28 protein-coding genes are annotated in these 25,226 nt (G+C 44.7%); 19 read left to right on the top strand and 9 right to left on the bottom strand.

The genetic code is table 11. The annotated features are described in order from the left end of the window. The first annotated feature begins 9 nt into the window (after positions 1–9). The 5 genes from KD909_RS13075 (at position 10) to KD909_RS13055 (ending at position 3,986) form a co-directional block, all read left to right on the top strand. Entirely contained in the window at positions 10–990 is a 981-nt protein-coding gene (locus tag KD909_RS13075) for a FecCD family ABC transporter permease (protein ID WP_211781836.1), read from the top strand. Then, positions 987–2,033 (top strand): FecCD family ABC transporter permease, encoded by a 1,047-nt coding sequence (locus KD909_RS13070; RefSeq protein ID WP_159563400.1) that lies wholly within the window; start codon positions 987–989, stop codon positions 2,031–2,033. Before KD909_RS13075 ends, KD909_RS13070 begins: the two co-directional genes overlap by 4 nt. Further along, positions 2,030–2,836 carry an ABC transporter ATP-binding protein gene (locus KD909_RS13065; RefSeq protein WP_211781835.1) on the top strand — a complete coding sequence of 269 codons (807 nt, stop codon included), beginning with the start codon at positions 2,030–2,032 and terminating at the stop codon, positions 2,834–2,836. The genes KD909_RS13070 and KD909_RS13065 overlap by 4 nt, the downstream gene beginning before the upstream one ends. Before the next feature lie 94 nt (positions 2,837–2,930). Beyond that, a complete protein-coding gene (locus KD909_RS13060; RefSeq protein ID WP_211781834.1) occupies positions 2,931–3,404 on the top strand; it encodes a hypothetical protein in 474 nt (157 codons plus the stop codon). Between the two features lie 3 nt (positions 3,405–3,407). Beyond that, complete coding sequence (locus KD909_RS13055) at positions 3,408–3,986, top strand: NADPH-dependent F420 reductase (protein ID WP_211781833.1); 579 nt, start codon at positions 3,408–3,410, stop codon at positions 3,984–3,986. 39 nt (positions 3,987–4,025) lie between these two features. Here KD909_RS13055 and KD909_RS13050 read toward each other — a convergent pair whose 3' ends face one another. After that, positions 4,026–4,361, bottom strand: coding sequence for a TM2 domain-containing protein (locus KD909_RS13050; RefSeq protein ID WP_015880594.1), 336 nt, complete (start codon positions 4,359–4,361; stop codon positions 4,026–4,028). A 104-nt stretch (positions 4,362–4,465) separates the two neighbouring features. Here KD909_RS13050 and KD909_RS13045 point away from each other — a divergent pair, with 104 nt between their 5' ends. Then, positions 4,466–4,624: a hypothetical protein gene (locus KD909_RS13045; RefSeq protein ID WP_031424520.1), complete on the top strand. Its 159-nt coding sequence runs from the start codon at positions 4,466–4,468 to the stop codon at positions 4,622–4,624. Next, the gene (locus KD909_RS13040) at positions 4,621–5,019 is read left to right on the top strand and encodes a hypothetical protein (protein WP_211781832.1); all 399 of its coding nucleotides are present in this window, start codon (positions 4,621–4,623) and stop codon (positions 5,017–5,019) included. The genes KD909_RS13045 and KD909_RS13040 overlap by 4 nt, the downstream gene beginning before the upstream one ends. Positions 5,020–5,054: 35 nt before the next feature. On the opposite strand, the gene KD909_RS13035 is transcribed toward KD909_RS13040, so the two are convergent. Next, entirely contained in the window at positions 5,055–6,290 is a 1,236-nt protein-coding gene (locus KD909_RS13035) for an MDR family MFS transporter (protein ID WP_211781831.1), read from the bottom strand. Between the two features lie 101 nt (positions 6,291–6,391). Here KD909_RS13035 and KD909_RS13030 point away from each other — a divergent pair, with 101 nt between their 5' ends. Next, complete coding sequence (locus KD909_RS13030) at positions 6,392–8,017, top strand: ABC transporter substrate-binding protein (RefSeq protein ID WP_211781830.1); 1,626 nt, start codon at positions 6,392–6,394, stop codon at positions 8,015–8,017. Between the two features lie 11 nt (positions 8,018–8,028). Next, the gene (locus KD909_RS13025; RefSeq protein ID WP_211781829.1) at positions 8,029–8,430 is read left to right on the top strand and encodes a hypothetical protein; all 402 of its coding nucleotides are present in this window, start codon (positions 8,029–8,031) and stop codon (positions 8,428–8,430) included. Between the two features lie 14 nt (positions 8,431–8,444). Here KD909_RS13025 and KD909_RS13020 read toward each other — a convergent pair whose 3' ends face one another. Together KD909_RS13020 and KD909_RS13015 are read right to left on the bottom strand one after the other, a co-directional pair. Beyond that, complete coding sequence (locus KD909_RS13020; RefSeq protein WP_015880600.1) at positions 8,445–8,654, bottom strand: YdiK family protein; 210 nt, start codon at positions 8,652–8,654, stop codon at positions 8,445–8,447. A gap of 16 nt (positions 8,655–8,670) precedes the next feature. After that, positions 8,671–9,366, bottom strand: coding sequence for a CPBP family intramembrane glutamic endopeptidase (locus tag KD909_RS13015; RefSeq protein ID WP_078146181.1), 696 nt, complete (start codon positions 9,364–9,366; stop codon positions 8,671–8,673). Positions 9,367–9,579: 213 nt separating this feature from the next. On the opposite strand from KD909_RS13015, the gene groES reads away from it, so the two are divergent. The 3 genes from groES to KD909_RS13000 all read left to right on the top strand — a co-directional run bounded on the left by groES (position 9,580) and on the right by KD909_RS13000 (position 13,048). Next, positions 9,580–9,864: a co-chaperone GroES gene (gene groES, locus KD909_RS13010; protein WP_015880602.1), complete on the top strand. Its 285-nt coding sequence runs from the start codon at positions 9,580–9,582 to the stop codon at positions 9,862–9,864. A 40-nt stretch (positions 9,865–9,904) separates the two neighbouring features. Next, a complete protein-coding gene (gene groL, locus KD909_RS13005; protein WP_211781828.1) occupies positions 9,905–11,539 on the top strand; it encodes a chaperonin GroEL in 1,635 nt (544 codons plus the stop codon). A 213-nt stretch (positions 11,540–11,752) separates the two neighbouring features. After that, on the top strand, positions 11,753–13,048 hold the full coding sequence (locus KD909_RS13000) for a competence protein CoiA family protein (protein ID WP_211781827.1): 1,296 nt from the start codon (positions 11,753–11,755) through the stop codon (positions 13,046–13,048). Between the two features lie 155 nt (positions 13,049–13,203). On the opposite strand, the gene KD909_RS12995 is transcribed toward KD909_RS13000, so the two are convergent. After that, positions 13,204–13,488, bottom strand: coding sequence for a hypothetical protein (locus KD909_RS12995; protein ID WP_211781826.1), 285 nt, complete (start codon positions 13,486–13,488; stop codon positions 13,204–13,206). 244 nt (positions 13,489–13,732) lie between these two features. Between KD909_RS12995 and KD909_RS12990 the strand changes: the two genes are divergently transcribed. After that, positions 13,733–14,773 carry an HNH endonuclease gene (locus KD909_RS12990; RefSeq protein WP_211781825.1) on the top strand — a complete coding sequence of 347 codons (1,041 nt, stop codon included), beginning with the start codon at positions 13,733–13,735 and terminating at the stop codon, positions 14,771–14,773. Further along, positions 14,760–16,652 (top strand): DUF2075 domain-containing protein, encoded by a 1,893-nt coding sequence (locus KD909_RS12985; RefSeq protein WP_211781824.1) that lies wholly within the window; start codon positions 14,760–14,762, stop codon positions 16,650–16,652. Before KD909_RS12990 ends, KD909_RS12985 begins: the two co-directional genes overlap by 14 nt. A 6-nt stretch (positions 16,653–16,658) precedes the next feature. On the opposite strand, the gene KD909_RS12980 is transcribed toward KD909_RS12985, so the two are convergent. Next, on the bottom strand, positions 16,659–16,931 hold the full coding sequence (locus KD909_RS12980; protein WP_211781823.1) for a hypothetical protein: 273 nt from the start codon (positions 16,929–16,931) through the stop codon (positions 16,659–16,661). Positions 16,932–17,500: 569 nt separating this feature from the next. Here KD909_RS12980 and KD909_RS12975 point away from each other — a divergent pair. The 4 genes from KD909_RS12975 to KD909_RS12960 all read left to right on the top strand — a co-directional run bounded on the left by KD909_RS12975 (position 17,501) and on the right by KD909_RS12960 (position 21,969). Continuing rightward, entirely contained in the window at positions 17,501–17,731 is a 231-nt protein-coding gene (locus KD909_RS12975) for a DUF2188 domain-containing protein (RefSeq protein ID WP_015880609.1), read from the top strand. 79 nt (positions 17,732–17,810) lie between these two features. Next, entirely contained in the window at positions 17,811–19,211 is a 1,401-nt protein-coding gene (locus KD909_RS12970) for a hypothetical protein (protein WP_211781822.1), read from the top strand. 118 nt (positions 19,212–19,329) lie between these two features. Next, a complete protein-coding gene (locus KD909_RS12965; protein ID WP_211781821.1) occupies positions 19,330–21,435 on the top strand; it encodes a Piwi domain-containing protein in 2,106 nt (701 codons plus the stop codon). A gap of 111 nt (positions 21,436–21,546) precedes the next feature. Then, entirely contained in the window at positions 21,547–21,969 is a 423-nt protein-coding gene (locus KD909_RS12960) for a hypothetical protein (protein ID WP_211781820.1), read from the top strand. 77 nt (positions 21,970–22,046) lie between these two features. Here KD909_RS12960 and KD909_RS12955 read toward each other — a convergent pair whose 3' ends face one another. The 3 genes from KD909_RS12955 to KD909_RS12945 all read right to left on the bottom strand — a co-directional run bounded on the left by KD909_RS12955 (position 22,047) and on the right by KD909_RS12945 (position 24,710). Beyond that, a complete protein-coding gene (locus tag KD909_RS12955) occupies positions 22,047–22,754 on the bottom strand; it encodes an ABC transporter permease (RefSeq protein WP_211781819.1) in 708 nt (235 codons plus the stop codon). Then, complete coding sequence (locus KD909_RS12950; RefSeq protein ID WP_074034792.1) at positions 22,751–23,599, bottom strand: ABC transporter ATP-binding protein; 849 nt, start codon at positions 23,597–23,599, stop codon at positions 22,751–22,753. The genes KD909_RS12955 and KD909_RS12950 overlap by 4 nt, the downstream gene beginning before the upstream one ends. 130 nt (positions 23,600–23,729) lie before the next feature. Continuing rightward, positions 23,730–24,710 (bottom strand): LytTR family transcriptional regulator DNA-binding domain-containing protein, encoded by a 981-nt coding sequence (locus KD909_RS12945; protein WP_211781818.1) that lies wholly within the window; start codon positions 24,708–24,710, stop codon positions 23,730–23,732. A gap of 136 nt (positions 24,711–24,846) precedes the next feature. Between KD909_RS12945 and KD909_RS12940 the strand changes: the two genes are divergently transcribed. Continuing rightward, complete coding sequence (locus KD909_RS12940; protein WP_211781817.1) at positions 24,847–25,224, top strand: hypothetical protein; 378 nt, start codon at positions 24,847–24,849, stop codon at positions 25,222–25,224. Positions 25,225–25,226: the final 2 nt, after the last annotated feature.

Raw genomic sequence — 25,226 nt, 5'->3', positions numbered from 1 at the left:
AGTGAGGACATGAAAAAACCTTGGATCAAATTACTTTTCTTGATCATTTGTTTACCTATCTTAAGTTATATTTCATTGCGCGTTGGAGTGATTGCCGTCAGTCATGAAGATGTGATGACGTTCCAAGCGGACGGTTCATCACAAGCGATGATTGCGTTGGCAGACAATCGTATCCCACGGACGGTCGTCGCGCTACTCGTCGGTAGCGTGCTCGGTCTCGCTGGGCTCATCTTTCAACTCGTGACCCGTAACCCGCTCGCATCTCCTGATATTTTGGCGGTGAATGCCGGAGCGAGTTTGGCCATCGTGCTCGTGACGCTTTTTGGGTTCAGTAGTATCGCCTCGTTCACGACAGCCTCGCTCATCGGAGCGTTTATTGCCGGTGTGATTGTCTATCTGCTAAGTGCGAACGGAGGGAACGTCATGTATATGACGCTTGCCGGGGCGTCGCTTGCCGCTCTATTCAGTTCGTTCACCCAGTCGATCATCGCGTATGAGGAAGGCGCGCTTGATGAGGTGCTGTTCTGGTTGACCGGATCGGTCGCAGGACGCTCGCTCACGCTCGTCGAGACGTTGTTGCCATGGATGGCGGCGGCGGTCATTCTCGTTCTCTTGCTCAGTAAAGAGTTAGAGACATTATCGCTCGGAGACCAGGTCGCCCGTTCACTTGGACAAAATGTCGGCATCATCAAGTTCATCGCGGTGACGCTCGCCGTCGTGCTCTCCGCATTCGGAGTGGCACTTGCCGGACCAATCGCATTTGTCGGTCTGCTCGCTCCGCATTTGGCGAAATATCTGTTCGGGACGGCATTTTTCGCTCGTCTCGCCGGAAGTGCTCTCATCGGTAGCGTCCTATTGCTTGCGGCGGATATTCTGGGACGCGTCATCCTGTTCCCACGCGAAGTGACCGTTGGGGTCGTACTCGCCGTCATCGGTGGGGCATTCTTCATCTATCTCGTCAGTGTCAGACAAGGAGTCTTTAAATCATGAAAACATTTCGCTTTCGAAAAGGTCCTGTCTCGTTCACGCTCCGGAAGCGTGAAATCGAGTTGGCGCTTCTACTTGTCGTCGGATTGCTCGTGTCGATTTATTTCGGGCTCGCCATCGGTGACACATTCCTTAGTCCCGCCTCACTCGCTGCCCTGTTCATCGGTGCAGGGGATGCATTCGAGCAGCTCGTCGTCTTCGAGTTTCGGATGCCACGTGTGTTGATGGCAATCACTGCCGGCGCGAGTCTCGCCGTCAGCGGTCACTTGTTACAACTGACAATCAAAAACGAATTGGCATCCCCGGAGATTTTTGGGATTGTCGGTGGCGCAGGGGTTGCGACGGCCACGTTCTTCACGGTTTTCTCCGATGAGCGAACGAATCAGCTGTCAGTGCCGCTCGCCTACATCCCCATCGCTTCGTTCCTTGGGGCAATTGTTGTCGGGATGTTCCTCTTCTATTTGTTGAAACGTGGAGTCCCACCTGTCCGGCTTGCACTTGTCGGGATCGGAATCAGCATCTTCTCGCAAGGAATCGTTCAGTTCATGATGCTCGCCTCGAACGTTTACCGAAAGAACGATATCCAACAATGGCTCACCGGTACCGTCTACGCCGCGACGTGGAATCAATTGAAGATTATGGTGCCGTTCGTCCTTCTCTTTTTGCTGGCAGCCTTCTTGATTGAACGTCATGTTCGTCCGCTTCATATCAGTGAAGCGACAGCGACGAGCATCGGCGTACCGGTACGAGGGATTCAGCGTGGGACGTTGTTGCTTTCCTGTTTACTCGCCGGTATTGGTGTCGCCTTTGTCGGTGCAATCGGTTTTGTCGGATTGATGGCACCTCATATCGCCCGACAAGGGTTGAAGCTCCCTTACATTTGGGCGACGCTACTTGTCGGGGCGACGATTGTCGTGTTGGCGGACGTACTCGCTCGGACGATTTTTTATCCGTATGAACTACGGACCGGCGTGATGACAGCCGTCATCGGAGCACCGTATTTCTTCTACTTACTTCGACGGATGATGAAAGGAAGCATGAGATGAACACATTTGATTTGAACCACGTAACCATCGGATATGAACAGAAGACGGTGCTCGATCAATTATCATTCTCCATCCCACATGGGAAAATCACCGTCCTTCTCGGCGCGAACGGCTGCGGGAAGTCGACGCTCCTCTCGACGCTTGCGAGACAGCGAGATGCACTTGGTGGGGAGATCGCATTTCGGAACAAACCGCTCGATTCGTATCGAGCGAAAGAGGCGGCTCGACTTATGGCATTCATGCCACAAGTGAACGTGGCACCGGATGGATTGACCGTCGAACAGCTCGTCCGATTCGGGCGTTATCCGTACCAGACGTTCTTCAAACGATATTCGGAAGACGATGAACGGGCCGTCGAGCGGGCACTCGCCTTCACCGATACGGTATCGCTCCGTGACACGCTCGTCAGCAAACTTTCCGGAGGACAAAAGCAACGGGTGTGGATCGCGTTGGCACTCGCCCAAGAATCGGAGACGATCCTGCTCGATGAACCGACGACATACTTAGATATGTCGCACCAAATCGAGATTTTGGATTTGATGTACCGATTGAACCGATTGGAAGGAAAGACGATCATCATGGTACTTCACGACCTTCACTTGGCCTGTCGCTATGCCGATCATGTCATCGCATTAGCTGGCGGTAATGTGTATCGTGAAGGCAGTCCGAACGATGTCGTCGATGAGACGTTCATGAAAGACGTATTCGGTCTCAAAGTCGTGGTGACCGAGGATCCGCTATACGGGACACCGCTCTGTGTACCGTATTCACACTATGAGTTGAATGAAAAACGACCGACCTGAACCTAGTCTGCGGACTAGGTTTTTTTACGGAAAAGCAGGGAAAAAGAGTAGGGTAAGTGCGCGTCATGTTTTCTACCTGAAGGAGGAATTTTTCATGGCTAAAAAGGAAAAACAACCGTATCACATCGTCACGTTCACGTTCCCAGAAGAGGCGATTTCGTATCAGGCGTTCAGTAAGCTGAAAAAGTACCATTCGGATGGGCTCGTCGGTTTTGAACAATTAGTCGTCATCAAGCGTGAAGAGAACGGAGCGTTCTCGTTCGAGGATGCGGCGCAGCTCGCACCGGTCAATAAATCGACGAAAGGTGCGCTCATCGGGATGGCGGTTGGAATCCTTGGAGGTCCGTTCGGTATCCTGTTCGGGACACTCACAGGTGGTCTCATCGGCGGCACGAAAGACGTAAAACATTTACAAGGCATCCAAGACACGTTCAAACGGACGGTCGGTAACATCGAACCGGGACAGACGGGTGTCATGGCCATCGGGGATGAATTCGACCCATCGATTTTAGACGGGCTTGCAGAAGAGCTCGGAGGGACAGTCACACGGACAGACGAGGAGCTGTGAATCATGAAACTCGGGATCTTAGGTGCCGGGAAAGTGGGACGCACGCTCGGGGAGCAGTTCGAACGAGCGGGCTATGAGGTGCTGTACGGGACACGGACGGAGCGAGAAGGCACAATGACCTTACAAGAGGTCGCCTCGACGAGCGATGTTCTATTGCTCTGTACGCCGTTCGCGGCCGCAGTCGACCTGTTACCGACACTCGATGGTCTGGATGGGAAAGTATTGATTGATGTGACGAATCCGATTGCCATCGAATTTAACGAGGTCGAGCGACCGGACGGGGTTTCGGGAGCGGAGTATTTGCAGCGACTCATTCCTGATACGAAAGTTGTGAAGGCGTTCAATCAGACAGGGGTCGAGAATTTAGGCGATCCGAATGGGTCCGTCATGTTCGTCGCAGGTGAAGATGAGGAAGCGGTGCGGCTTGTTGTCGAGCTATCGAACAAAATCGGATTCGATACGCATCCGCTCCACGGGCTGAAACTTGCTCGTGAGTTGGAAGGGTTGGCGTGGCTGTGGATTCATCATGCAGTGAAAGAGCGAAAATCACGGGACTTCGCCTTCTACTTAACAGAACGTTGAAAGACGATCGGGGCGAGATGACCCGATCGTCTTTTTTGATTAGAATCCTGTATAGCGATCAGAACGTGTTTGAAGCAGCTTAATCGTCTCGCGCTCAATCTGCTCAACTTCACGTTGTTGCCAACCCGGCATGAGAAATGCATCAACGAGTGCCCAAATGCCTGTGATGAATGCACCGAGACCGAGCGTCAAGACGACGAGTAGGACCATGGCGATTCCTGAACCGATTTTTTTGAAATAGAAACGATGCGCACCAAATGCACCGAGGAAAAACCAAAGCAAGTAGGCGACGAGCAAGCTACGTTTTCGTTTTTCGACTTCGCTGTTCACGAGTAACATTTCTTCTGTCGTCAAATCCATACGCGAATCATACATAGGACTCCAACTCCCTATCCATAATTGTTATAATGAGTTCGCACTCAAGTATATCGGAAAATGGATTTGTTTCCATGATTTCCTAAAAAGAAAAGAGGTTCTTTATGCTTTTTCCGATTTTGACGTTCATCGTCGCTTTCGTACACGTCGTTGGTGGGGCGGTTGCCCTTTATCAATATCCGCAATATAAGCGCATGGCCATCAGTGCCATCGTACTCGGGTTCGTCTACGGCGGGTTGACCGTGGCGGTGATTGGATTATGAAGTGGAAATCAAACGGATCACTTCGTTCGCGTCTTCAAATGAAGAGCGGCTATCAGTTAGGGACATACTTATTTTTAGGTCTCATCATTTTTGATTTACTTTTAGGCGACGTTCCAAGAACCTCGTTTGCGATGTATGCCTTGTTCTTTTACTTTTGGCAGCGGGAACGCGTAGAGAAAGAAGAGAAGGGGTTGGCGGAGAAGATGAAGCGGAAGTCGGATGAGTGGACGATCACACTTGTCGTCTTGCTTTGTTTAGTAGGCTATGTGGTCTCCCTTGGACTACAATATCCATCCGTTTCGTTGCTTGAGCTGAGCATCTATGGCTTCTCGACAATCTTCTGCATCCGGGCGTTGACCTTGATCTATGCGATGCACCAACAGCAGCTCGACTAAAACCTATCCTTCCACTAAGAAAGGATGGGTTTGATTTAGGACGCGGCTCGTCGCAGGACGAGCTTTTCTTTTACATAGATGCCACTATAGACGAGGAAACAGCCGAAGCTGACCAACAGCCCGATGTAGACGCTCATCATGAACGGGGTGAGAAGCGACCCAATCAAAATCGTCGAACGTGATAAGAAGTCGGCACCGGCGAATGAGGTCCCGGCAAACGCAGAGTACGCACCACGTCGGTCTTCCGGCATCATGTTCGCCTTCTCCGTATTCAATACGGGCGAGTACAACAATTCGCCGAACGTGGCGATGAGCATGAAACCGAGGAGGAGCATTATCGAATTCGCACTCGTGATGACGGCGTACCCAATCGTGTATAGCACGAGCCCACCGAGAAGTGTGTGCTTGTTTGAGAAACGTGAGGCGAGACGTTGGATGAAGAACGTCAACGCGACGACGATAAGCGTATTTTCGATTTGAATGAGACTCATCATCCGCACTCCATTGATTGTCCATGATTCAATCGAGAGCGGTTCGAATGAATCGGCGAGCCGGACCGCGACATAACTACCCATCGAGAACTCGGCAGCGAGGATACACATCGAGCCGAAGACGACTTTGACGAACGGACGGTCACGCCAGGCGATTTGATAGCTTTGGAACACGTCGACGAAGACGAGACGAAGCTTTTGAGACGTCCACGTCCGTTTCGTGTCCTCGAGGAAGATGGCGTACGCGATCGGCAGCATGCTCGACGTGAACGTCAAAATCCAAAATAGTAACAATTGATTGCTGACATAGAGCCAGCCCCCGAGTGCCGTCCCAATTGTTATGGATAAGTTGATCAACCAGTAATCGAGCGCATAAACGGCTTTTCGGTTCTCAGGCGTTGTCGCATCGATGATGATGGCGCTCATCGCAGGCCGCCCAAGGTTATTCGTGACCGTGAAAATCGTATAGGCAATCATGAAGACGATCATCTGGTCGAACTGAAGACTGAGCGTCATGACGAGAAACATCGATGCTGTGAGACTTGCCGTCAACACGAGAAGTCGCTTTCTTGAAAACTTATCGGCGAGATAGCCCCCAATCAATCCAATCACGTATCCGAGACAGACGAGCGAGATCAAGAAGACGCCCGCGATCCATTCATTGAACGCTTTGACAAAGAGAAGTGCCATGAACGGCATGATGGCGAATGAGACCGAACGATTAAAAAATGATGTTACGAGTCGAACTTTTATTGGTTTAGGTATATCTTTCCATTTCATCTTGTCACCTTCCATTCTGTAACTGTATGATAAACAAGACAACGGATTTGAAAAATGGACGACATGGGGAAATGATGTCCACTTTTAAGGGGGGATGTGACATGGATGCGTATTTATTTCGATTGTGGAAAGAGTGTCGCGATGGGGCGTACACGATTTCTGATATGGCGGAAGCCATTCATTTAAGCCCGAAACAGACGAAGCGTCATTTGGCACGGTGGCAAGAAGAAGGGTGGCTCACGTATACGAGCGGACGTGGACGGGGGAATTTGACGCGTCTCGAATGGTTGCGTCACGTCGAGCGTGATTTAGCTAAACAGTTGCTCGAACTCATGGAGAAAGAGTCAGTCGAGGCAGTGACGAATCAACTGGAGTGGGACTGGTCGCCGGCACAGGCGGGACGGTTCATGCGCCAGCTCGAGAAGAAGTTCGGTTACGTCCAGACGTCGAGTGATGCGCTCATCATCCCGCGCCGTCGTCACTTTTTGACGACACATCCGCTCGAGGCGGCTGACATCCACAGTGCCCACCTCGTCCAGAACGTCTTCAATCGTCTGTTCATGATTGACGCGTCTGGTGAGGTCACAGAGGAACTTGCCCATCATTACGAATGGCAGGGAAGTACGCTCGTCTTGTTTCTTCGGAAAGGGGTCCGTTTCCATGACGGGTCGCTCATGACGAGTAAAGATGTGACGAAGAGTCTGCGCTTGCTCGTTCAGTCGGATGCGTATCGCTATATGTACCGGCACGTCCGGCATATCGCATCGAATGGCACGTATCGCGTCGATATCACGCTCGACCGGCGCCGGAATTCCTACATCCCGAAACTGTCGATGATTCATACGAGTATCGCCAAAGGAAGTGTCGGGACTGGGCCGTTTCAATTGGATCGCCATGACAAGGAGAAGACGGTTCTTCTCGCCTTCGAGAATTATTTCGGGGTGCGGGCGCTCCTGGACCGGGTCGAGTTCATCAAAGTGCCGGACGGATACGATCCGACGTATCGCATCTCATCAAGGGATTCCAAAGAAACCGGACACATCTCGACACCGTCCGGGTTCGGGCTTGTCATCTTGAACAGTCATCCGAATAGTGTGTTCGCGAATGAAGAGGCGCGGCATTATATGCATCGCTTGATTGCGGAGATTCGACCGGAGATTGGGACGTTGAATGAGCGGAGAACGCCAAACGACCGAGGGTTTCTCGGTTCGATGAGTGAGACGTATCGCATTCCAAAAGGAACACCCGTCACGTTCGACCGACCGATTCGAATCAAACAGACGGACTTCACGAACGATACGACCGACTGGATTGCCGAGATGTTGACGCGTCACGGCATTGCTTATGAGTTCGTGCCCATCAGCTTTAAAGATTCGATTCATGACAAGACGTATTATGAATACGTCGATTTGGTCGTTCACGGAGAAGTGTTCGAGCGGAACATCACGCTCGGGTTTGAACAGTTCATGACGAACGAGTACTCGCCCCCGCATAAAGTGTTCCCTTATATAGAGGGGATGACGGAGCGAGTTGGGCAATATGATGACCTGCCGTTTGAGGACTGGTTGCCGCTGCACCGAGAGATCGAGCGCGAGTTAAAAGAGAAGTCGTACTTCATCCCGCTCTATAACGAGGAGCGGACCATTCCGTTCCCGGTCGAGCTGAAGGACGTCTGCGTCGACTTGTTCGGTTATTTTGATTTTGCGAAACTATGGATTCCATCATAAGGAGAGATATTGTGCGTAAGAAGTTACTCATTGGGTTTATGATTTTTTTTGTAGGACTGTTTTTGTTTGCGCTATGGGATGGTGAATTCGTCGCCTTGTCACTCACGGGGCTAGGGTTCACCATCTATGGCTATCGACACGAAGAAATTGAAAAGCTTGAGGAAAAGGTGAGCAAAAGAATCATGAGACAAGTCGATGCGACACTCATGAACATCACGATTTACGGTTTGCTGGTCATTGGCGTGGTCATTAATTTCTTCTTAGATAAACCACAACTCTCATTGATTGATACCATTTATGTTGCATTAGGTGTATTGTTCGGTCTGCGCGGATTTCTCATTCGAAGTGTCTATCAAGAAGAGATACAGGATCAATCGAAAGTTACAACCATAAGAAAAACCCCGAGCTCATAAGACTCGGGGTTTCATTATGCGGATTTGTCCGTGCCTTCTTTTTTGACTTTTCGGGCGAGTGCCAAGATTTGATACACTTTGAAAAAGTCGTAAGCGGCGACGGCGATGATGAAGTACGTCCAGAAGCTGAAGCCGTACTCTTGTACCGAGAAGTACGCGAGGACGGTGAATAACACACCGAACGATAGACTGAAGAGCATCATCACTTTTAATTGTCGCGGCATAACTGCCACCTCATTTCTACATTAAAAATAGTACGAGCATCACGAGCGCGTTGTTAAACGCGTGGATGGCGATTGGAACGATCAATCGTCTTGTCTTCGCATACGCGTAAGAGAATGCAAAACTCATCGCGATATAGACGAGGAATCGATTATCTTGGTGGATGAGTGCGAATAAAATCGAACTGACACCAAAGGCAATCCAGAAACCGAAGCGCGCGTTCAAGTTCCCGAACAAAATATGACGGAAAAGAATCTCTTCGATGATCGGTCCGAGCAAGACGACCGGCAAAATCATGAGTGGAATAACTTCCACCATATCAGCGATGTTTTGTGTGTTCATCGATTCGACAAGTTCGCCCGAGATGGCCGTCTCAATCAAGTTCGCCACGATGACGAGCCCGTATTGCATCAAAATCCCGAGACCGATCCATTTGACCGTGTCGTTCAAGTTCGACTGGATGCCTTGGGCCTTGTATTGTTTCAAGTCTGGCCAGATGAGCAAGATTGACAGAACAATCGTCACACCGAATCCGATGGCGAGCCAGAGCCCGACAAACGTTTCTGTTAGCCATTCCGGTCGTACTTCACTGAGGACGAGCGGGAACAGTTGGACGAACGCATATAGTAAAATCGGGGTGAGGTGCCGGAGACGAATGTTAGGCGCCATCGAAAAACGGGTATTTATCGATTGGTTTGAGTTTAGTGTAGCCAATTCAACACGTCCTTAATCATAAGAGTGAACCTACCTTTTTCTCATTGTAACAAATAAGTTCTCTTGACCGCGAGTAAGAGCATTTTTTAATGTATCCCACTTGATTTTTTTATCTACACATACTACACTAATCAGTGTTAGCACTCCTTTTAACTGAGTGCTAAAACCTTACGATACACATTACATCATTCATATTCGGAGGAGGGTTTTTCCATGTTAAAACCACTAGGCGATCGTGTCATCATTGAAGTCGTGGAGAAAGAAGAAAAGACGATCGGGGGCATCGTGCTTCCTGATACGGCGAAAGAAAAGCCGCAACAAGGGAAAGTCGTCGCAGTCGGTACAGGCCGCGTGACGGACGAAGGCAAGCGCATCGATCTCGACGTGAAAGAAAATGATTTGGTCATCTACTCGAAGTACGCAGGTACCGAAGTGAAGCATGATGGAAAAGAGTACTTAATCGTTCGCGAGAGCGATATTCTCGCAATCGTAGGCTAAGCACCATTATTCAAAAACTTTTTTTAGGGGGAAATGAACGATGGCAAAAGATATCAAATTCTCAGAAGATGCACGTCACGCGATGCTTCGCGGCGTCGACGCACTCGCTGACGCAGTCAAAGTAACGATTGGACCAAAAGGACGTAACGTCGTCCTCGAGAAAAAATTCGGTTCACCACTCATCACGAACGATGGTGTGACAATCGCGAAAGAAATCGAACTCGAAGACCGCTTCGAAAACATGGGCGCGAAACTCGTTGCGGAAGTCGCGTCGAAGACGAACGAAGTCGCAGGGGACGGTACGACAACAGCGACAGTCCTCGCACAAGCGATGATTCGTGAAGGGCTCAAGAACGTCACAGCAGGCGCGAACCCGATGATCCTTCGTAAAGGAATCGACAAAGCGGTCACACGCGCACTTGAAGAGTTGAAAGCCATCTCGAAACCAATCGAGTCAAAAGAAGCGATCGCACAAGTCGCGGCCATCTCGGCAGCTGACGAAGAAGTCGGCGAATTGATCGCAGAAGCGATGGAGCGCGTCGGTAACGACGGTGTCATCACAATCGAAGAATCACGCGGCTTCACGACTGAACTCGACGTCGTTGAAGGAATGCAGTTCGACCGTGGCTACCTGTCACCATATATGATCTCAGACTCTGACAAGATGGAAGCGTCACTCGACAACCCGTACATCTTGATCACAGACAAGAAGATCTCAAACATTCAAGAAATCATCCCAGTGCTCGAGCAAGTCGTGCAACAAGGGAAGCCGATCTTGATCGTCGCAGAAGATATCGAAGGCGATGCCCTCGCGACACTCGTTTTGAACAAACTCCGTGGTACGTTCAACGCGGTAGCGGTCAAAGCACCAGGATTCGGTGACCGTCGTAAAGCGATGCTTGAAGACCTCGCGACACTCACAGGTGGTCAAGTCATCACAGAAGACCTCGGTCTCGACCTCAAATCGGCATCACTCGATATGCTCGGTCGCGCATCGAAAGTCGTCGTCACAAAAGACACAACGACTGTCGTCGAAGGTGCAGGGAACGAAGAAACAATCAAAGCACGCGTTCAAACGATTCGTAACCAAATCGAAGAGACAACGTCTGATTTCGACCGTGAAAAACTCCAAGAGCGTCTCGCGAAACTCGCAGGTGGCGTAGCCGTCGTCAAAGTCGGTGCAGCTACGGAGACTGAGCTTAAAGAGCGTAAACTCCGCATCGAAGACGCACTCAACGCGACACGTGCAGCAGTCGAAGAAGGAATCGTGGCGGGTGGTGGTACATCACTCATCAACGTCATCCCAGCTGTTCGTGCGTTGCTTGCAGAAGTGACAGCGGATGAAGCGACAGGTGTGAAACTTGTCCTTCGTGCACTCGAAGCACCGGTCCGTCAAATCGCGGAAAACGCGGGTGAAGAAGGTTCGGTCATCGTCGAGAAACTCAAGAACGAATCAGTCGGTGTCGGCTACAACGCGGCAACTGGCGAATATGTCGACATGATCGCGCACGGTATCGTCGACCCAGCGAAAGTGACGCGTTCAGCACTCCAAAACGCAGCATCTGTCTCAGCGATGTTCCTCACAACAGAGGCCGTCATCGCAGACAAGCCAGAAAAAGACGGCCCTGCAATGCCTGACATGGGCGGCATGGGTGGAATGGGCGGAATGATGTAAGTCATACGCCTTCACAGAAACCATTCATCAGCGAAAGCTGGTGGATGGTTTTTTTGTTGTCAGTGATGATTCAAAATGATTAAAGTCAGTTAACTACTCTTCTCTGTCAATTATATTTTTAAAACACCCTATATGTTATATAATGGAATTAATAAAATTTAAAAGTAATATAATGTATTTTGTTAATTCATTTCAACTAGGGAGGGATTGATTTTGCAGGAAGCGATATATGAGGGAAAGAACGTAACTTTATCAGTTTTATTAAATGAAAAGCGAGAAATTCGTGAACTGAAAAAAAGTTCGGCTAAAGGGGCGTTTAGCTGCCCATATTGTAATGAAACACTTTTTATTAAGTCTGGAGATAAGCGAAAATATCATTTTTCTCACAAGAAATTAAAGTCATGTGAACTTTTTATTATCGATTCTGAAAGTGACAAATATCAGCAGCAGATTAAACGAGAGTCAAAACAGCATTCGGTTATAAAAAACTTTATTCATGATGAACTGAAAGCTCAACAAAAAATAAATAAGGAACTCGAAGTTGAATACGGTTTTGTAGCAAAAGCGACTGAAAAGTGGCGTTATTATCCTGATATTATCGTAAAAAATGTGGATAAAGAAATTGCGATTACGGTGCTTACCAATGTAACACAAAATCGAGATGAAAAATTGGCTAAGCAAATAATTAAACGGAATACATACTTCAAAGAAAAGGGACTTATACCCATTTGGTTCATTGAAAATACAGAACAGTCGATTGATTTAGGTCGTCATGTGATCCACCTTTGGGAAGCTGAGTTAAATCTGGCGATGAAAACTCCTGAAGATTTAATGTGGGAAACATTATTGAATGAAACAGCGTGTGATCAATCCTTATTCGAACTATTTGATTATCATCACCAAAATACTCCGAATTTTTATAAGGTTCGAAGCCTTTACTATATCCAATCTAAAGAAGATAGTATCCAATTCTCTGTTCGACGCTTTATTGAAGATGAGCAAAAAAGTCCATTCCGAGCATTTGCGTTAAACGGAGGATATGAAATCAGTCTATCTACTGCCTTGTTGACTACTCAAACATTACAACTAAGCGATCCTAAAATCGAAATGCAGCTAAGAGATTCCTTTCTACAAGAATTGAAGCAGAAGAAAAATGAATATATAGCGAAACAAAAAGAAATCGCAGACGCAAATAGAGCTGAATTACTAAACAAGCGTTACGATTCATCAAAACGCCAAGTAAGCTCAAAGAATTTGCTAACAAAAAGTCATTTTCGAACGGCAATTTTGGAATATATCAAAACTGGTAGGTTAAGATTGATTAATGCTGACGATGTAGCAGAGTATCTAGTGCTCAACGGTGCTTCAAATAAGTCTTACAATACAGGACGCTACAAAATTTACTCCGATGTCTGTGCTTGTCTTGATCAATTAGCCGAAGAGAATGTAATTGAACTTTCGTCAACAGGCGGGCAACGAGATAGAACTTATGCTGTAAAAACTATATAAAATCATTAAAATGCCTAGAAAGATCAAAGTATTCAAGCGAATCCGAAATGACGTGTTTGATAACAGACTCTGTTTGTTTGAAGGTATTAAATGAAAATTCAAATCACCTATACATTTCAATGTTGAGATGTATAGGTGACTTATCGTGCAAAAGATTACTGGGCTTGTCTTCCTTCGAACAGGCGTTGTAGGAAAAAGTTTTTCTTCTCTGAGCGAAGACCTTCAAGATACTCCAAGTAGTCAATTTTTTGGATTGAACCGACGGAACGCTTTTTTGTTCCTGGCATTTCAGTGATGACTTCCATCACGTCGACCGTGGTCGAACCGCTAGGCATTACTAGATATCTTGCTACACTAATTTCTTTTCCTTTCCCTACATGTCCATAGCGCACAACTGCTTTCCAATAGGACCACTCTGTAATCGCCTCATTAGTATTCATAACATCTCATCCCTTCTTCTAATGTTCATTGAATTGAAAGTAAATATTCAACTACGTTATTAAGTTAATTTTAGAAAACGAACGAGAATAAGGTATGTAATAAAATTGACTAAGGTTAATATTTTATGAGGTGTAGTCAAAAGCGCAAAGACGAAAAATCAAGCAGTGGCCTCGTGTAGTATAAAGTTACGACGAAACTATATTAATACATGATTTAATTTCTAACAGAGAAGGAGAGTTTGAAATGGCAACACCGATTACAATTTTTAAAAATAATCAGAGACTAAGGGAAGAGTCGAATATTCAATTAGCAGCAACATTCTTCTCAGACCATTTAAATTTAAATAAGTCGAAATGCTTTAACGCGATTGAGAGAGGCTATACCTATAACATTCCATTTTTTGACCAAGAGGATGAGTATCGATTTATTGCTCCAAAGGATATTGCATTAAAGAGAAGGATTGAATTAGAAGAGAGAGACCATCATAATGCCCGTCGGATTTGGCTCATCCCAGCAAATCCGAATGAATATGACTTAGAGAGTGCTTTTGGTCGATATGATTTTTTACATTGGAGACGGTCCTTCAACTATGAAAATGGGGACATTCTATTTATCTATCTGTCTGGCCATATTCAGAAAGTACGTTATAAAGTTGAAGTAATTGAAGGGGTTGTGCGCTCTTCAGATGTGAGTTATGATCGTACATTTCGGAAAGGTGAAGTTCAGTTTGAGGATTCTAAAGAATTGGACTGGTCTCGCATTCGTTTGTTAGACGAAGTAGACAATGACCTATTGTCTTTAGAATATTTGCGAGAAAATGGATTGAAAGGAAATGTTCAAGGGTCGATGAAGTTGATGGGAGAATTGAAAGACTACATCACTTCGTTTTTCGACAAAGATTTAACCGCTGGGTATTATGCAGACGAAGTGCCAGAATTATTAGAAGAAGGCAAACGAAAAATCGTTTCAGTTAATACGTATGAACGTAACCCGCTCGCACGTAAAAGATGCATGGAGTACTACGGGGTGAGCTGTCAGGTTTGCCAAATCAACTTTGAAAAAATATATGGTGAAGTCGGTAGAGATTTTATTCACGTCCATCACATTAAACCACTTCATGAGATTGGACAGAATTATGTGGTGGATCCAATAACTGACTTAAGACCGGTTTGTCCAAATTGCCATGCGATGCTACATCGAAAAGAAGGTGGCGAGTACTTAACGATTGAACAGTTGAAAAATAGAATAAAATCTAACCCTGGAGGAAATCATGATTATTTATAACGAACCCAAGTACATGTTTGTAGAGCACATCTTAGAAAAAGAAATTAGTTATATCCTTAGTAAAAACATCGAAGAAAAAATGAATCGGCGCGTTAGTGCTTCCGAGATGATTTCATGGGAAAACTCACTTTCAGAGATGATGCGGGTCATTCGAGGAGAATCGATACCTGATGACGTAAATATTCTTCTTGAGTTTAATTTACCATCAACTCAAAAACGAATTGATTTCATTATTGCGGGGAAAGATAAGGATGGTCAAAAGAATGCAATTATTATCGAACTAAAGCAATGGACGAAAGCTGATCTCGCTGACGGAGATGGTATCGTCCAAACCGCATTTTACGGAAGAACCCAATCGACAGTTCATCCTTCTTATCAAGCCTTATCGTACCGCCGATACTTGGAAAATTATCTTGAATCGGTAGATCCAATCGAGTCTGATATAACACTTGATTCATGCGCTTATTTACATAATTATATTCGATCAAGGAAACATGAAAATGAACCTTTATTGAATGATCGATACAGCCATTATTACAAGGAAGCACCGATTTATTTCAAAATGGACGACCTTCATTTAGCGGATTATGTAACGAAACGAGTCGGTGCCGGTCAAGGGTCAGAAATCGCTTCAGAAATTGAGACAGGAAAATTGAGACCTTCCAAAAAATTGGTAGAAACATTAAATCTAATGTTTGAGGGGAACGAAGAGTTCATTTTGTTAGATGAACAGAAAGTTGCCTATGAACAGATTTTAACGATTTATACTGAGCATGTGTTACATACGGACGAGAAGCATGTTGTATTAATTAAAGGTGGACCGGGGACTGGGAAATCCGTAATCGGTTTGAATGCTCTAAAGGCACTCATGAATGAGCAGGCATTAGTCGAGTATATTACGCCGAATGCAGCTTTCCGAGAAGTCTTACGAAAAAAGCTGGCAAGACAAAAGAGCATGATTGAAATTCGAGATATGTTTAAAGGTTCCGGTTCTTACGTAGATACTCAAATGAATAAAATTGACGTATTAGTTTGTGATGAGGCGCACCGATTAAAAAATCATGGACATATGCAACGAAAAATTGAAGGAGAGAATCAAGCGACTCAAATTATTCGGAGTGCGAAAATGAGTGTTTTCTTTATTGATGATGAGCAAATGATTTCGAAGAAAGATATTGGGTCCTATTCATTGATTAAAGAGGAAGCCAATAAGCAAAATGCTATTATTCACGAATTAACATTGGATTCTCAATTTCGATGTGGTGGATCAGGTAACTATATTGAATGGATAAATAGATTTTTTAATAATGAAGAGGAAATTGAATTAGACGGATCATATGACATTCAAGTATTAGACTCACCACAGCAATTGATTGACGAAGTTGTGTCAAAACGTGACGGTCGCGTTACGGCTGGGTATGCATGGAGTTGGACGAAAGAACGATTAAACGGACAGCTTGTTGCAGATGTACAGATTCCTGAGCATGATTTCGCAATGCCTTGGAATGATTCAAAACGTTTAGACTGGGCTATTCATCAAGATGGACGTGAACAGATTGGATGCATCCATACAGTACAAGGCTTAGAAATGACTTATGCAGGTGTAATCATCGGTCCTGATTTAGGTTATGATCCACAATCAAGACAATTGATTGTACGGCGGGAAGAATTCAAAGATAGTGGGGCTAGACCGGCAAAACCGAAGAAGAATGAAGTGGACGCTCTTGAGCGTCTCGTGAAAAATACGTATCGCACATTAATGACTCGGGGGATGAAGGGGTGTTATGTGTATTGTTGTAATCCTGAACTTCAAAAGTATTTTAAGCAGCGGATAGCTTTTACGAGTAATGAATATGAAAATGTAACTAGAGAAGTTTGACTCTAGTTACATTTTTCTTTCGGTTAAAAAGTTAGAATGAGCAATCAAGTAGACGTGGACAGGTTTTGATAATGACTCAAACGTATCACTATCAATATTAGTGTCTCTAGAAAGCAACACAATATATCTTCCATCACCATTTGGATACTCTGAGTAGTAATCCACAATATCTAAGGGATGGAATACATGTTTTATCTGACGACCATTTTTAAATTCAAAAGGAAAATTTATTTCGTTTGTAAATGAAAACGGAATCATTAATTTGTTGGCATTAAACATGAAGGAAGATCTCATTTCAATTAAAAGGACAAATTGAGCAAGCTACGTTCAGTCGATGAACTTGCTAAAACGTATTGCTTTATTTCAAGCAGAAGTACTATCTATGAAACGAAGGGTTATTTTTTACAGGCAGCAAATGAAGGACGAAAACTAGAGATACTATTAATTACTGAATCAAAGAAGTCAAATCAATCATTATTAAGGATTGTGACACATTAGGATTTAGCAAATTTTGAATAGTTGTGTTTTTAATAAACTATATATTGTGTTCGATTATATAATTTCATTTATTTTGAAACTATATATAGGATATCCGCTTTATTTTTTCTGGATATGGTGGTACGTTAATAACACGAACGAATGATCTGTTTTTATAGAAGGCGGTGATAGATTGAAATGTATCACGGTAAAAATTAATCGTGAGATAAAAAAGCAATAAAAAAAGTCAAGTGAGTTTGGCAGAACTCGCTTGACTAGTTACAAAAAGACTTAATTGATTTTATCAAATAAACTTTGAAATATAAACAGATGGTTCGTTCTTAATCTATTATCAAAGGAGATTTTAATCAATGAGTAAAGGAAAAAATCAACACGTAACTCCACATAAGGATGGGGGATATCAAGTGAAGGGTGCTGGAAATCAAAAAGCAACAAAGACGTTTGATACACAGCGAGAAGCGATTAACTTTGGAAGAACTATTGCTAGGAACCAACAGTCTGAGCTCTTCATTCATAACAACCAAGGAAAAATCCGTGAAAAAAACACTTACGGATCTGATCCATATCCACCGAAAGGCTAAAAATAGTTGAACTTGAGTGGTGTGTCTCACGGCACACCATTCTCTATACAGTAAAGGAATTTTATCATGGGAGGACTTTATGAAAACAAGTGAGTATATTTTACGGAACTTTCGCCGCGGAGAGTTGATTATTTTATATTACAGCGACGTGCTGAAACTATTTCCACATTTTGAATATAACGTTCAAGAATCGATTAAAAAATACAATTTACTTGAAAGTGAGAATACGTCAACATCGCCTTCCTATACATGTGCAATCCCTTCTAATTTAGAAAAGTCTTTTGGACAACTATATAATGATGCACTTACTGAATTTAAGTTTGATATTCCAATCCCATTGAATTCTAATGAAGAATTGAAGTGCCATTTATGCAATACGAAATTAAAGAGACAGAAAGTAAAGATGACAAAACGGAAAAGTGATAAATTTTTCTTCATTGGAGTAGATTGTGCCAAGCAGTACGCGAATGAAGAGTATCGAAAGTCAATTGATGCAGAATATCGATTACTCCGAGAAGTGGAACTCAGTGATATTCTGTCTAATATTCATCCACAAGTAAAATTAGCAGAACAAGAATACACGTCATCCGTATATCAAATGCCTACACTACTTCAAAATCAATTAAGAGAGTTACAAATTGCCGTCTCAAGGAGAACTGAAAAACTTAAATCCAGAAAGCAACCCATCCAACGAGAAGAAGCAGCGATAAAAGTAATTCGGAATCATTTGACTCAAATGCTAATGATTTATAAAGAGTTAAATAAGCATGAATTACAGAAACCTCGTTATAACTCATACAAAATTACCAAATTAATGTACATAGAAATGAATAAAAAAGACTTTTTTATCGATAGAATGCTCGATTATCCTATCGCCATGGGATACTTACCGATTGGACATTGGCATCAATTGAATGAACCTGAATTTTCTCAAGATGTCGTAAATCAGTTGATGCAGCCACAATTTTTAAAGCACTATGAGTTCCAATACAATTTAAATAAACGTTTGTATAATCTAATACCTAAGAGTAATCAGGCGAAAAAATACGGAGAAGTGGTTATTACCCACCCCGCTTTTATAAATTTGCTTTTAAAGGGAAAGAAAACGCCATTAATCTTTAGTGACATTTTAGTCGCTTCTCAGTTCAATAAATTAAATGGAATCATAAATTTTCTCAATGGACTTCAGCCGATTATCAGTTCGAAGAAATACAAATTATTATTCTATTCCAAACGAGATCACGAGTTTTATCTTAGTAATAGTGCGTCAAGTGCATACTATAAAATTAAATGGTCTCCTCAAGTTGAACGTCATCTGAAGAAAATATGGACGAGCCCTTCTGAAAGCGATTTAGATAGTATTCTGCCAGCAAAAATGCGGAATCAGCAGTGGCTAACAACAATGGATTTATTATTAGAATCAGAGCGAAAAGAAGAAAACCAGTTAATTCGTTTTAGCAGAATCGAAAAGCAAAATTAATTATGTCTCAGGTAGTACACTTCTCATTTGAACCCTATCCGTTATTTTATCTACCTAATATTAGGGAATCCATTATAGTGGATGCAAGAATTGAACAACGGGAAAGGATGAGGGAAAGATGAACCAATATTATTTAACAGAATGGCGAGCGTTAACGACAGCAACGGACGTGACACTCCATCTCTATACCGTACCGCTCAACGATCCATCATCACGAAATACGCAGGGTGGGAAGTGGATTTTTCACTTGAATAAATTGAACAATTTTCAACCGATGGTGTTTTTCGATCAGTACATTGCTTCATTTGAGGAAATCAAACAATGGGGAGACGAGACGTTTCTTCAATATGAGGCGCGTCCAATCAGTCCTTCACGGAATGTCGAGCGAACATTACTTGAACGTCTGTTGAAAAAACAGTTGGAGCGATTGGCTCATCCGAATTACATGATGAACCGGGGAAAGTTTCGCTCGAAACAGGCGCATCCAAAGTCTACAAGTGGGCTGCTCATTTATCCGGCATTAGATCTCAATGTGAATGTATCTGAGACGGCTGAAATTGTCTTCGGATTCGATTTGACTCATCAATTTGAATACCGTGAAAACTTATTGCAGCAGATTAAGCGTGATCCGAAATCCGTATCTGCAGGGATGCGCGTCATCGATTCGACTCACCCGAAATCGTATGAGTACGAATTTATAGAGGTCGCACCATACCGAGCGAATGAAGTGAGCCCGATTATGAAGTGTTCCATTATTGATTATTTCGCAAAGAAAGACCCGAAACGAGTCATAGCACCCGACGCGCTCGTCGTACACGTCAAAGATCGAAACAATCACATTCTTCCATACTTACCTGAACAGCTTAAACAGAGTTGTTCATTTGAAACAATCCCCACTCATCAATTCGGTGCAGTCAATCGGATCATCAAACTGTCGCCTGACGAGCGGATGTCGAAACTCATGCCGGAAGCGCTTGCGTTAATTGGTCGTCTCCCAATGCTTCAGTTTGAGCGACAAGATGTACGAGCAGCTCGTCTTGGTTACTCAATTCAAACGTTGCCTTCGCCACGTCTCCGATTCGGTAAAGGGAGGACCACGAGTTATGCAAAAACTGGCTTAAAGCAAGGTGGTGTATATGAAACAGGAGAGGCGACCGTCAGTTTCTTTGTCGACCCGAAATTACGAGATCATCAAAAACTGCAAGTCCTAGAGTTTATCAATAAACTAAAAACTACCTCTGAGCGCTTTGGGGTGACCCTCAATGTCTCGCATAAACCAAAAGGATTGATCCAGAAACTACCTTCTGATTTGTTGCAGACAGAAGATGTTCTATACCAACTGAAGAGTATCCCTCAACACTTTGAGGGTGTCGTCGTTGTCATTGCCGAGGAAGCATCGCTCCAACATTCATATCAAGCCATCAAAAGACAATTTGGCGGGAAACAGGATGTGGTGACGCAATGCGTCGAGTTACATGACCGTGTATTGAATTCTGAGGACACGCTATACAACATTCTACTGGGTATTTACGTGAAGGCAGGTTTACAACCTTGGATTCTTGGTGAGCCACTCCATTCGGATTGTTTTGTCGGATTAGACGTAAGTCATGAGAATGGTAAACATGCAGCAGGCATCATTCAAATCATTGGGAAAGACGGGACGATGATCAAGCAGAAAGCACTCTCGACAAGTGAAGCGGGGGAGAAAATCAGTTCTGAGACGATGCGGGAAATTGTCTATGATACCCTTCATGCGTTTGAAGAACAGTACGGACATGCCCCTAAGCATATCACGTTCCATCGAGATGGATTTGGGCGTGAAGATTTGACTCTTATTGATTCAATTCTATCTCCGCGTGAAATTCAATTCGACTACGTGGAAATTTTGAAGAATATCAATCGACGGATGGCGATTCATGAAAAAGAATGGAAGACCTCACAGGGGCTCAGCTATACAAAAGAACGTATGGGCTATCTACTCTCGACCAACCCTCATGTGCGTGTCGGGATGGCAAAACCACTCAAAGTCGTCCAACAGACAACGACCTTGCCGTTTGAAGCCATTTTGACGGATGTCTATCGCTTATCGTTCATGCACGTCCACTCGCTATTGAAAACAAGACTGCCAATCACGACGCATTATGCAGATTTAAGTTCAACGTTCCATAACCGTGGCTTGCTCAATGCGAATACAGAACATGAAGAGGCATTGCCGTTTGTATAACATGTAAAATTGAAAGGTACCATACCGTTTTTTTCAGTATCACGACTTGTCGAATATTAGGACCGATGCGTACCGTAACTTTGAATTGAGATCATACTAGGAGGTAGAGTGATGAGTGAAAAAGGAGAAATTGTTCAATCTGCAAAACAGCTTATGGGAGATGAACAGGATATGAATGACATCCCTTTTAAACAATACGAAATGATGTTGAAGCATACCCCAGACGTCATAAATGCCGTTAGCAACATGGGGGGAGTCGGTTCAAAATCGCAAGATAAAGTGTACGGTACAATTGATAAAGCGATTGAGGTCTTTGCTGAGCAACTTAAAGAAGACAACCTATCGGATGAAACTAGAGACAAACTCAATGATCGTATTGAACGCATGGTAGACAAGTCATTTCAAAAAGATTCGGAGTTCAAGAAATGGATGGGAGCATCGATTATAGCAGGAGTCAGTGGTGCCGCATTAGCATTAGCAAAAAATCCAGAAGTGAGAAAAACACTTACTAATTTGCTGACGAAAAAAGACTGAGCGTCGTAAGTCTGATTGGTGTACGAAGTATATACGAAAGGACGGAGCGACGATTCTATTCGTCGCTCCGTCTTTGTTTAATCCGTCTGTTTCCGGTTATACATCACGACGCTACCGACGAATGCAGCAAGCGCCCAAGCAGTTAGCAACCCAAGCTCTAGCCCGACGGCACCGAAGTTCGCACCGTCTTCCACTTGATGAGCCACATCAATCAAGAGCACGTTCGGTAAATACTCAAGCACTCCGATAATAGCGAAACGGTCTTGTAGTGGCAACAACATCGGTGAGAACGAGAAGAAAAAGAACGGCAACATGACAATCAGTGAAGCTTCCATGACCGTCTTCGTCATCAAGCCGAACATCGTTCCGATCCCGATATAAAAGAATGTCGAGACGATGAGCGCGAGGGCAATCACAGCCAGATTTTGCGGGGCATAATCCATCAAAAATGATGAGGCTACGATGAGGATCATCGTCGTCACAAACGTGAGTGCGCTCTTTCCGAGCAAGATGTCGAGCGTGCTCGCCGGGGACAACATGAGCCCGCGAAGCGTGTTCTTCTCTTTCTCTTCGGCGATCAACGCACATTGTACGAAGATGGCCACGAGGCTAAACGTGATGTTGATGACGAAGTACGTGATATCGACGCCGCCGTCACCGATTCGTGAATAGAAGACAGCGAAGAAGAGTGGCATGATCAAGGTCGACGAGACGAACAAGTTTCGAGACAGATCCTTGTAGTCTTTTTGGAAAATGGCGAGTGCGCGTTTCATTGAAAAAGTCATGATAATTTCCTCCCTGTCACTTCGATAAAGATATCGCCGAGTGTCGGCTCGTTGGAATGGATCGATGCGATATTTTTAGCACGCATCTGTTTGTGGAGCCAATCCGCGCCTTCGTCGGTTTGCGTCACTTCATGCGTCTGACCGTTGTTCAATTCGACTCGCATCGATCCCGTCGCATATTTCCTGCGCAATACGTTCGGGGCATCGAGCAGTTGAATCGACCCTTGATGTAAGAAAGCGACACGGTCACACAGCTCTTCCGCTTCCTGCATATCATGTGTCGTCAGAAAGATGGTCGTCCCGTTAGCCTTCAACCGTTCAATTCCTTTATAGATATGTCGAGAGTTGACCGGATCGAGAGCCGATGTCGGTTCATCTAGAAACAGTAACTCTGGCTCATGAAGAAGGGCGCGTGCGAGTGTCACCCGTTGCAACATCCCTCTAGAGAGTTTGTCGATGCGCTTCTTCCGTTCCCCGCTGAGGTTGACCATGTTCAATACCTCATCGATCCGAGTCTTTGGTTCATCATAAAGGTCACAATATAGGCTCAAGTTCTCTTCTATAGAAAGTCGTGTATAGAGACCGCTATTGTCCGTCAACACGCCAATGCGTTTGCGGTACTGTTCTTGTTTCAAGTCAGCGACCGGCACACCGAAGACAGTGGCATCCCCGGCTGTCTGTGCGAGTTGTGACGTCAAGATTTTTATCGTTGTCGTCTTTCCAGAACCACTCGGTCCCAAGAAGCCGAACACTTCTCCTTTTCCAACTGTAAACGTCACATCATGTAATGCTTCCTCGTTCCCAAACAATTTCTTCAACCCGTTCACTTGAATGATTGGTTCCATTCCCGTTCCTCCTTGTCGATGTCGTCTTGCTTGCCTCTATCGTATAAGGAATGGGGAAAGACCGCACTCGAATGGCGATAAATGGCGCTTATCAGGAGTTGAATAAAGCGAATAGAACTGTGAATGGAGACTATTTGAGCCCCATCATCGTCTTCAATTCTGCCATTTTTGTCTTGGATAACGGAATCGTTGTCTTCTCTGAATCATCCAAGACGAGACTGAAGCTATTTTTCGTATAGGTGATGACCTCACGGACACGTTGTAAGTTTACGAGATATGACCGATGGCAGCGGAAGAAACCGTACGGAGTCAAACGCGCTTCGAGCTCGTTCATCGTGAAGACGCTCGGGAACTGATCCGATTGACTATGTAAAATCGACTGTCCGTCCTGACTTTCGATGAAGTCGATTTCAGGAGGATCGAGTAAGATGATTTTTTCGTTCACTTTCGTCGGGATTTTTTCGAAACGGACATGGATGACCTCAGATGAGATGTCTGTCTCATCCGTTTCTTCTGGTTCCACGTCTAACAGGCGTAAGTGACGATGGTCGATCCGATAAACGGTCGATGTCATGAAGAGCGCACTCTCTATGTTGCTTGTCAACACGAGGACGGCTTTTTGTCTCGACGTCAATGTCTGTAACGTATCGCGTAAAAGGTGGCGTGTCTCTTGGTCCACGTCTTGGTCAGGTTCTTCAAACACATACAGGTCACGGTCCTGGAGAAGCAGCGCGGCGTACTGTGTGCGTCTGACAAGGGAACGATTGAGACGGTGGAGGCGTTGCTTGCGGTAAGTCGTGAGTTGGAGTTGCTGCATCACCGAGTCGACCGAGTCAGTTGAATCATATAGGCGCTTGGTGAAGTGCAAATACTCCTCGATGGTGAGCCGGTCGTATAAACCGTCCCGGATGGAGAAGAGGGACAGCGTTGAAGCATGGTCGATGTTCCCGGTATATGTCGAGATCTCCTGACTGATGAGACCGAAGATGATTTCTCGGGAAATGACGCCACAGTGGATAGCCGCCAACTCACCGGGTTGGATCGTAAATGAAATGTTTTCGAGAATGAGTGTGTCTTGTTGGCGCACCGAGACGTTTTGGAAAGTAAGCACCGAATCCCTCCCTTTTTAGTTGGAGTATAACATTTTACAGAGAAGGGCTTAAGAGGAAGATGATCACACATTAAAGTTACATCTTTTGGTAAAATAGAATGTATGACGAATTAGTGAAGGGAAGTGACTCTATTCAATGGATAAGCAATTCGAAGAGATGCAAACACGTATGTTCGAGTTAGAATCTCAAGTTGAAATGCTTCAATCCCTTCTACTTCGAGTGATTGAGCAAGATTCAACACTACATAATCAGTTAAAAACTGAATTAGAATATGTCTTATTAAAGCATGACTTACCGATCGAAAAGAGACATGATGTTTCATTTTTTCTGATTCGACTCGAGAAGGCGTATAAGTTTGAAAACAAAATACCGACGCTGATTTCATTTCATGAAGAATTGAAGCAAGTGCTTGAATTAGAGGAGTTATCAGAAGAGGTTTCCATTCGGTTGATTCAAGAGTATGTAAGACGTGGAGTTTTTACTGTGGGGAACATGATTAAATATGAAAAGTGAGG

This window comes from Exiguobacterium sp. PFWT01 (genome assembly GCF_018255795.1).
Classification (GTDB): domain Bacteria; phylum Bacillota; class Bacilli; order Exiguobacteriales; family Exiguobacteriaceae; genus Exiguobacterium.
Note: the sequence above shows the minus strand (reverse complement) of the source record. Positions and strands in the feature narration are given on the sequence as shown.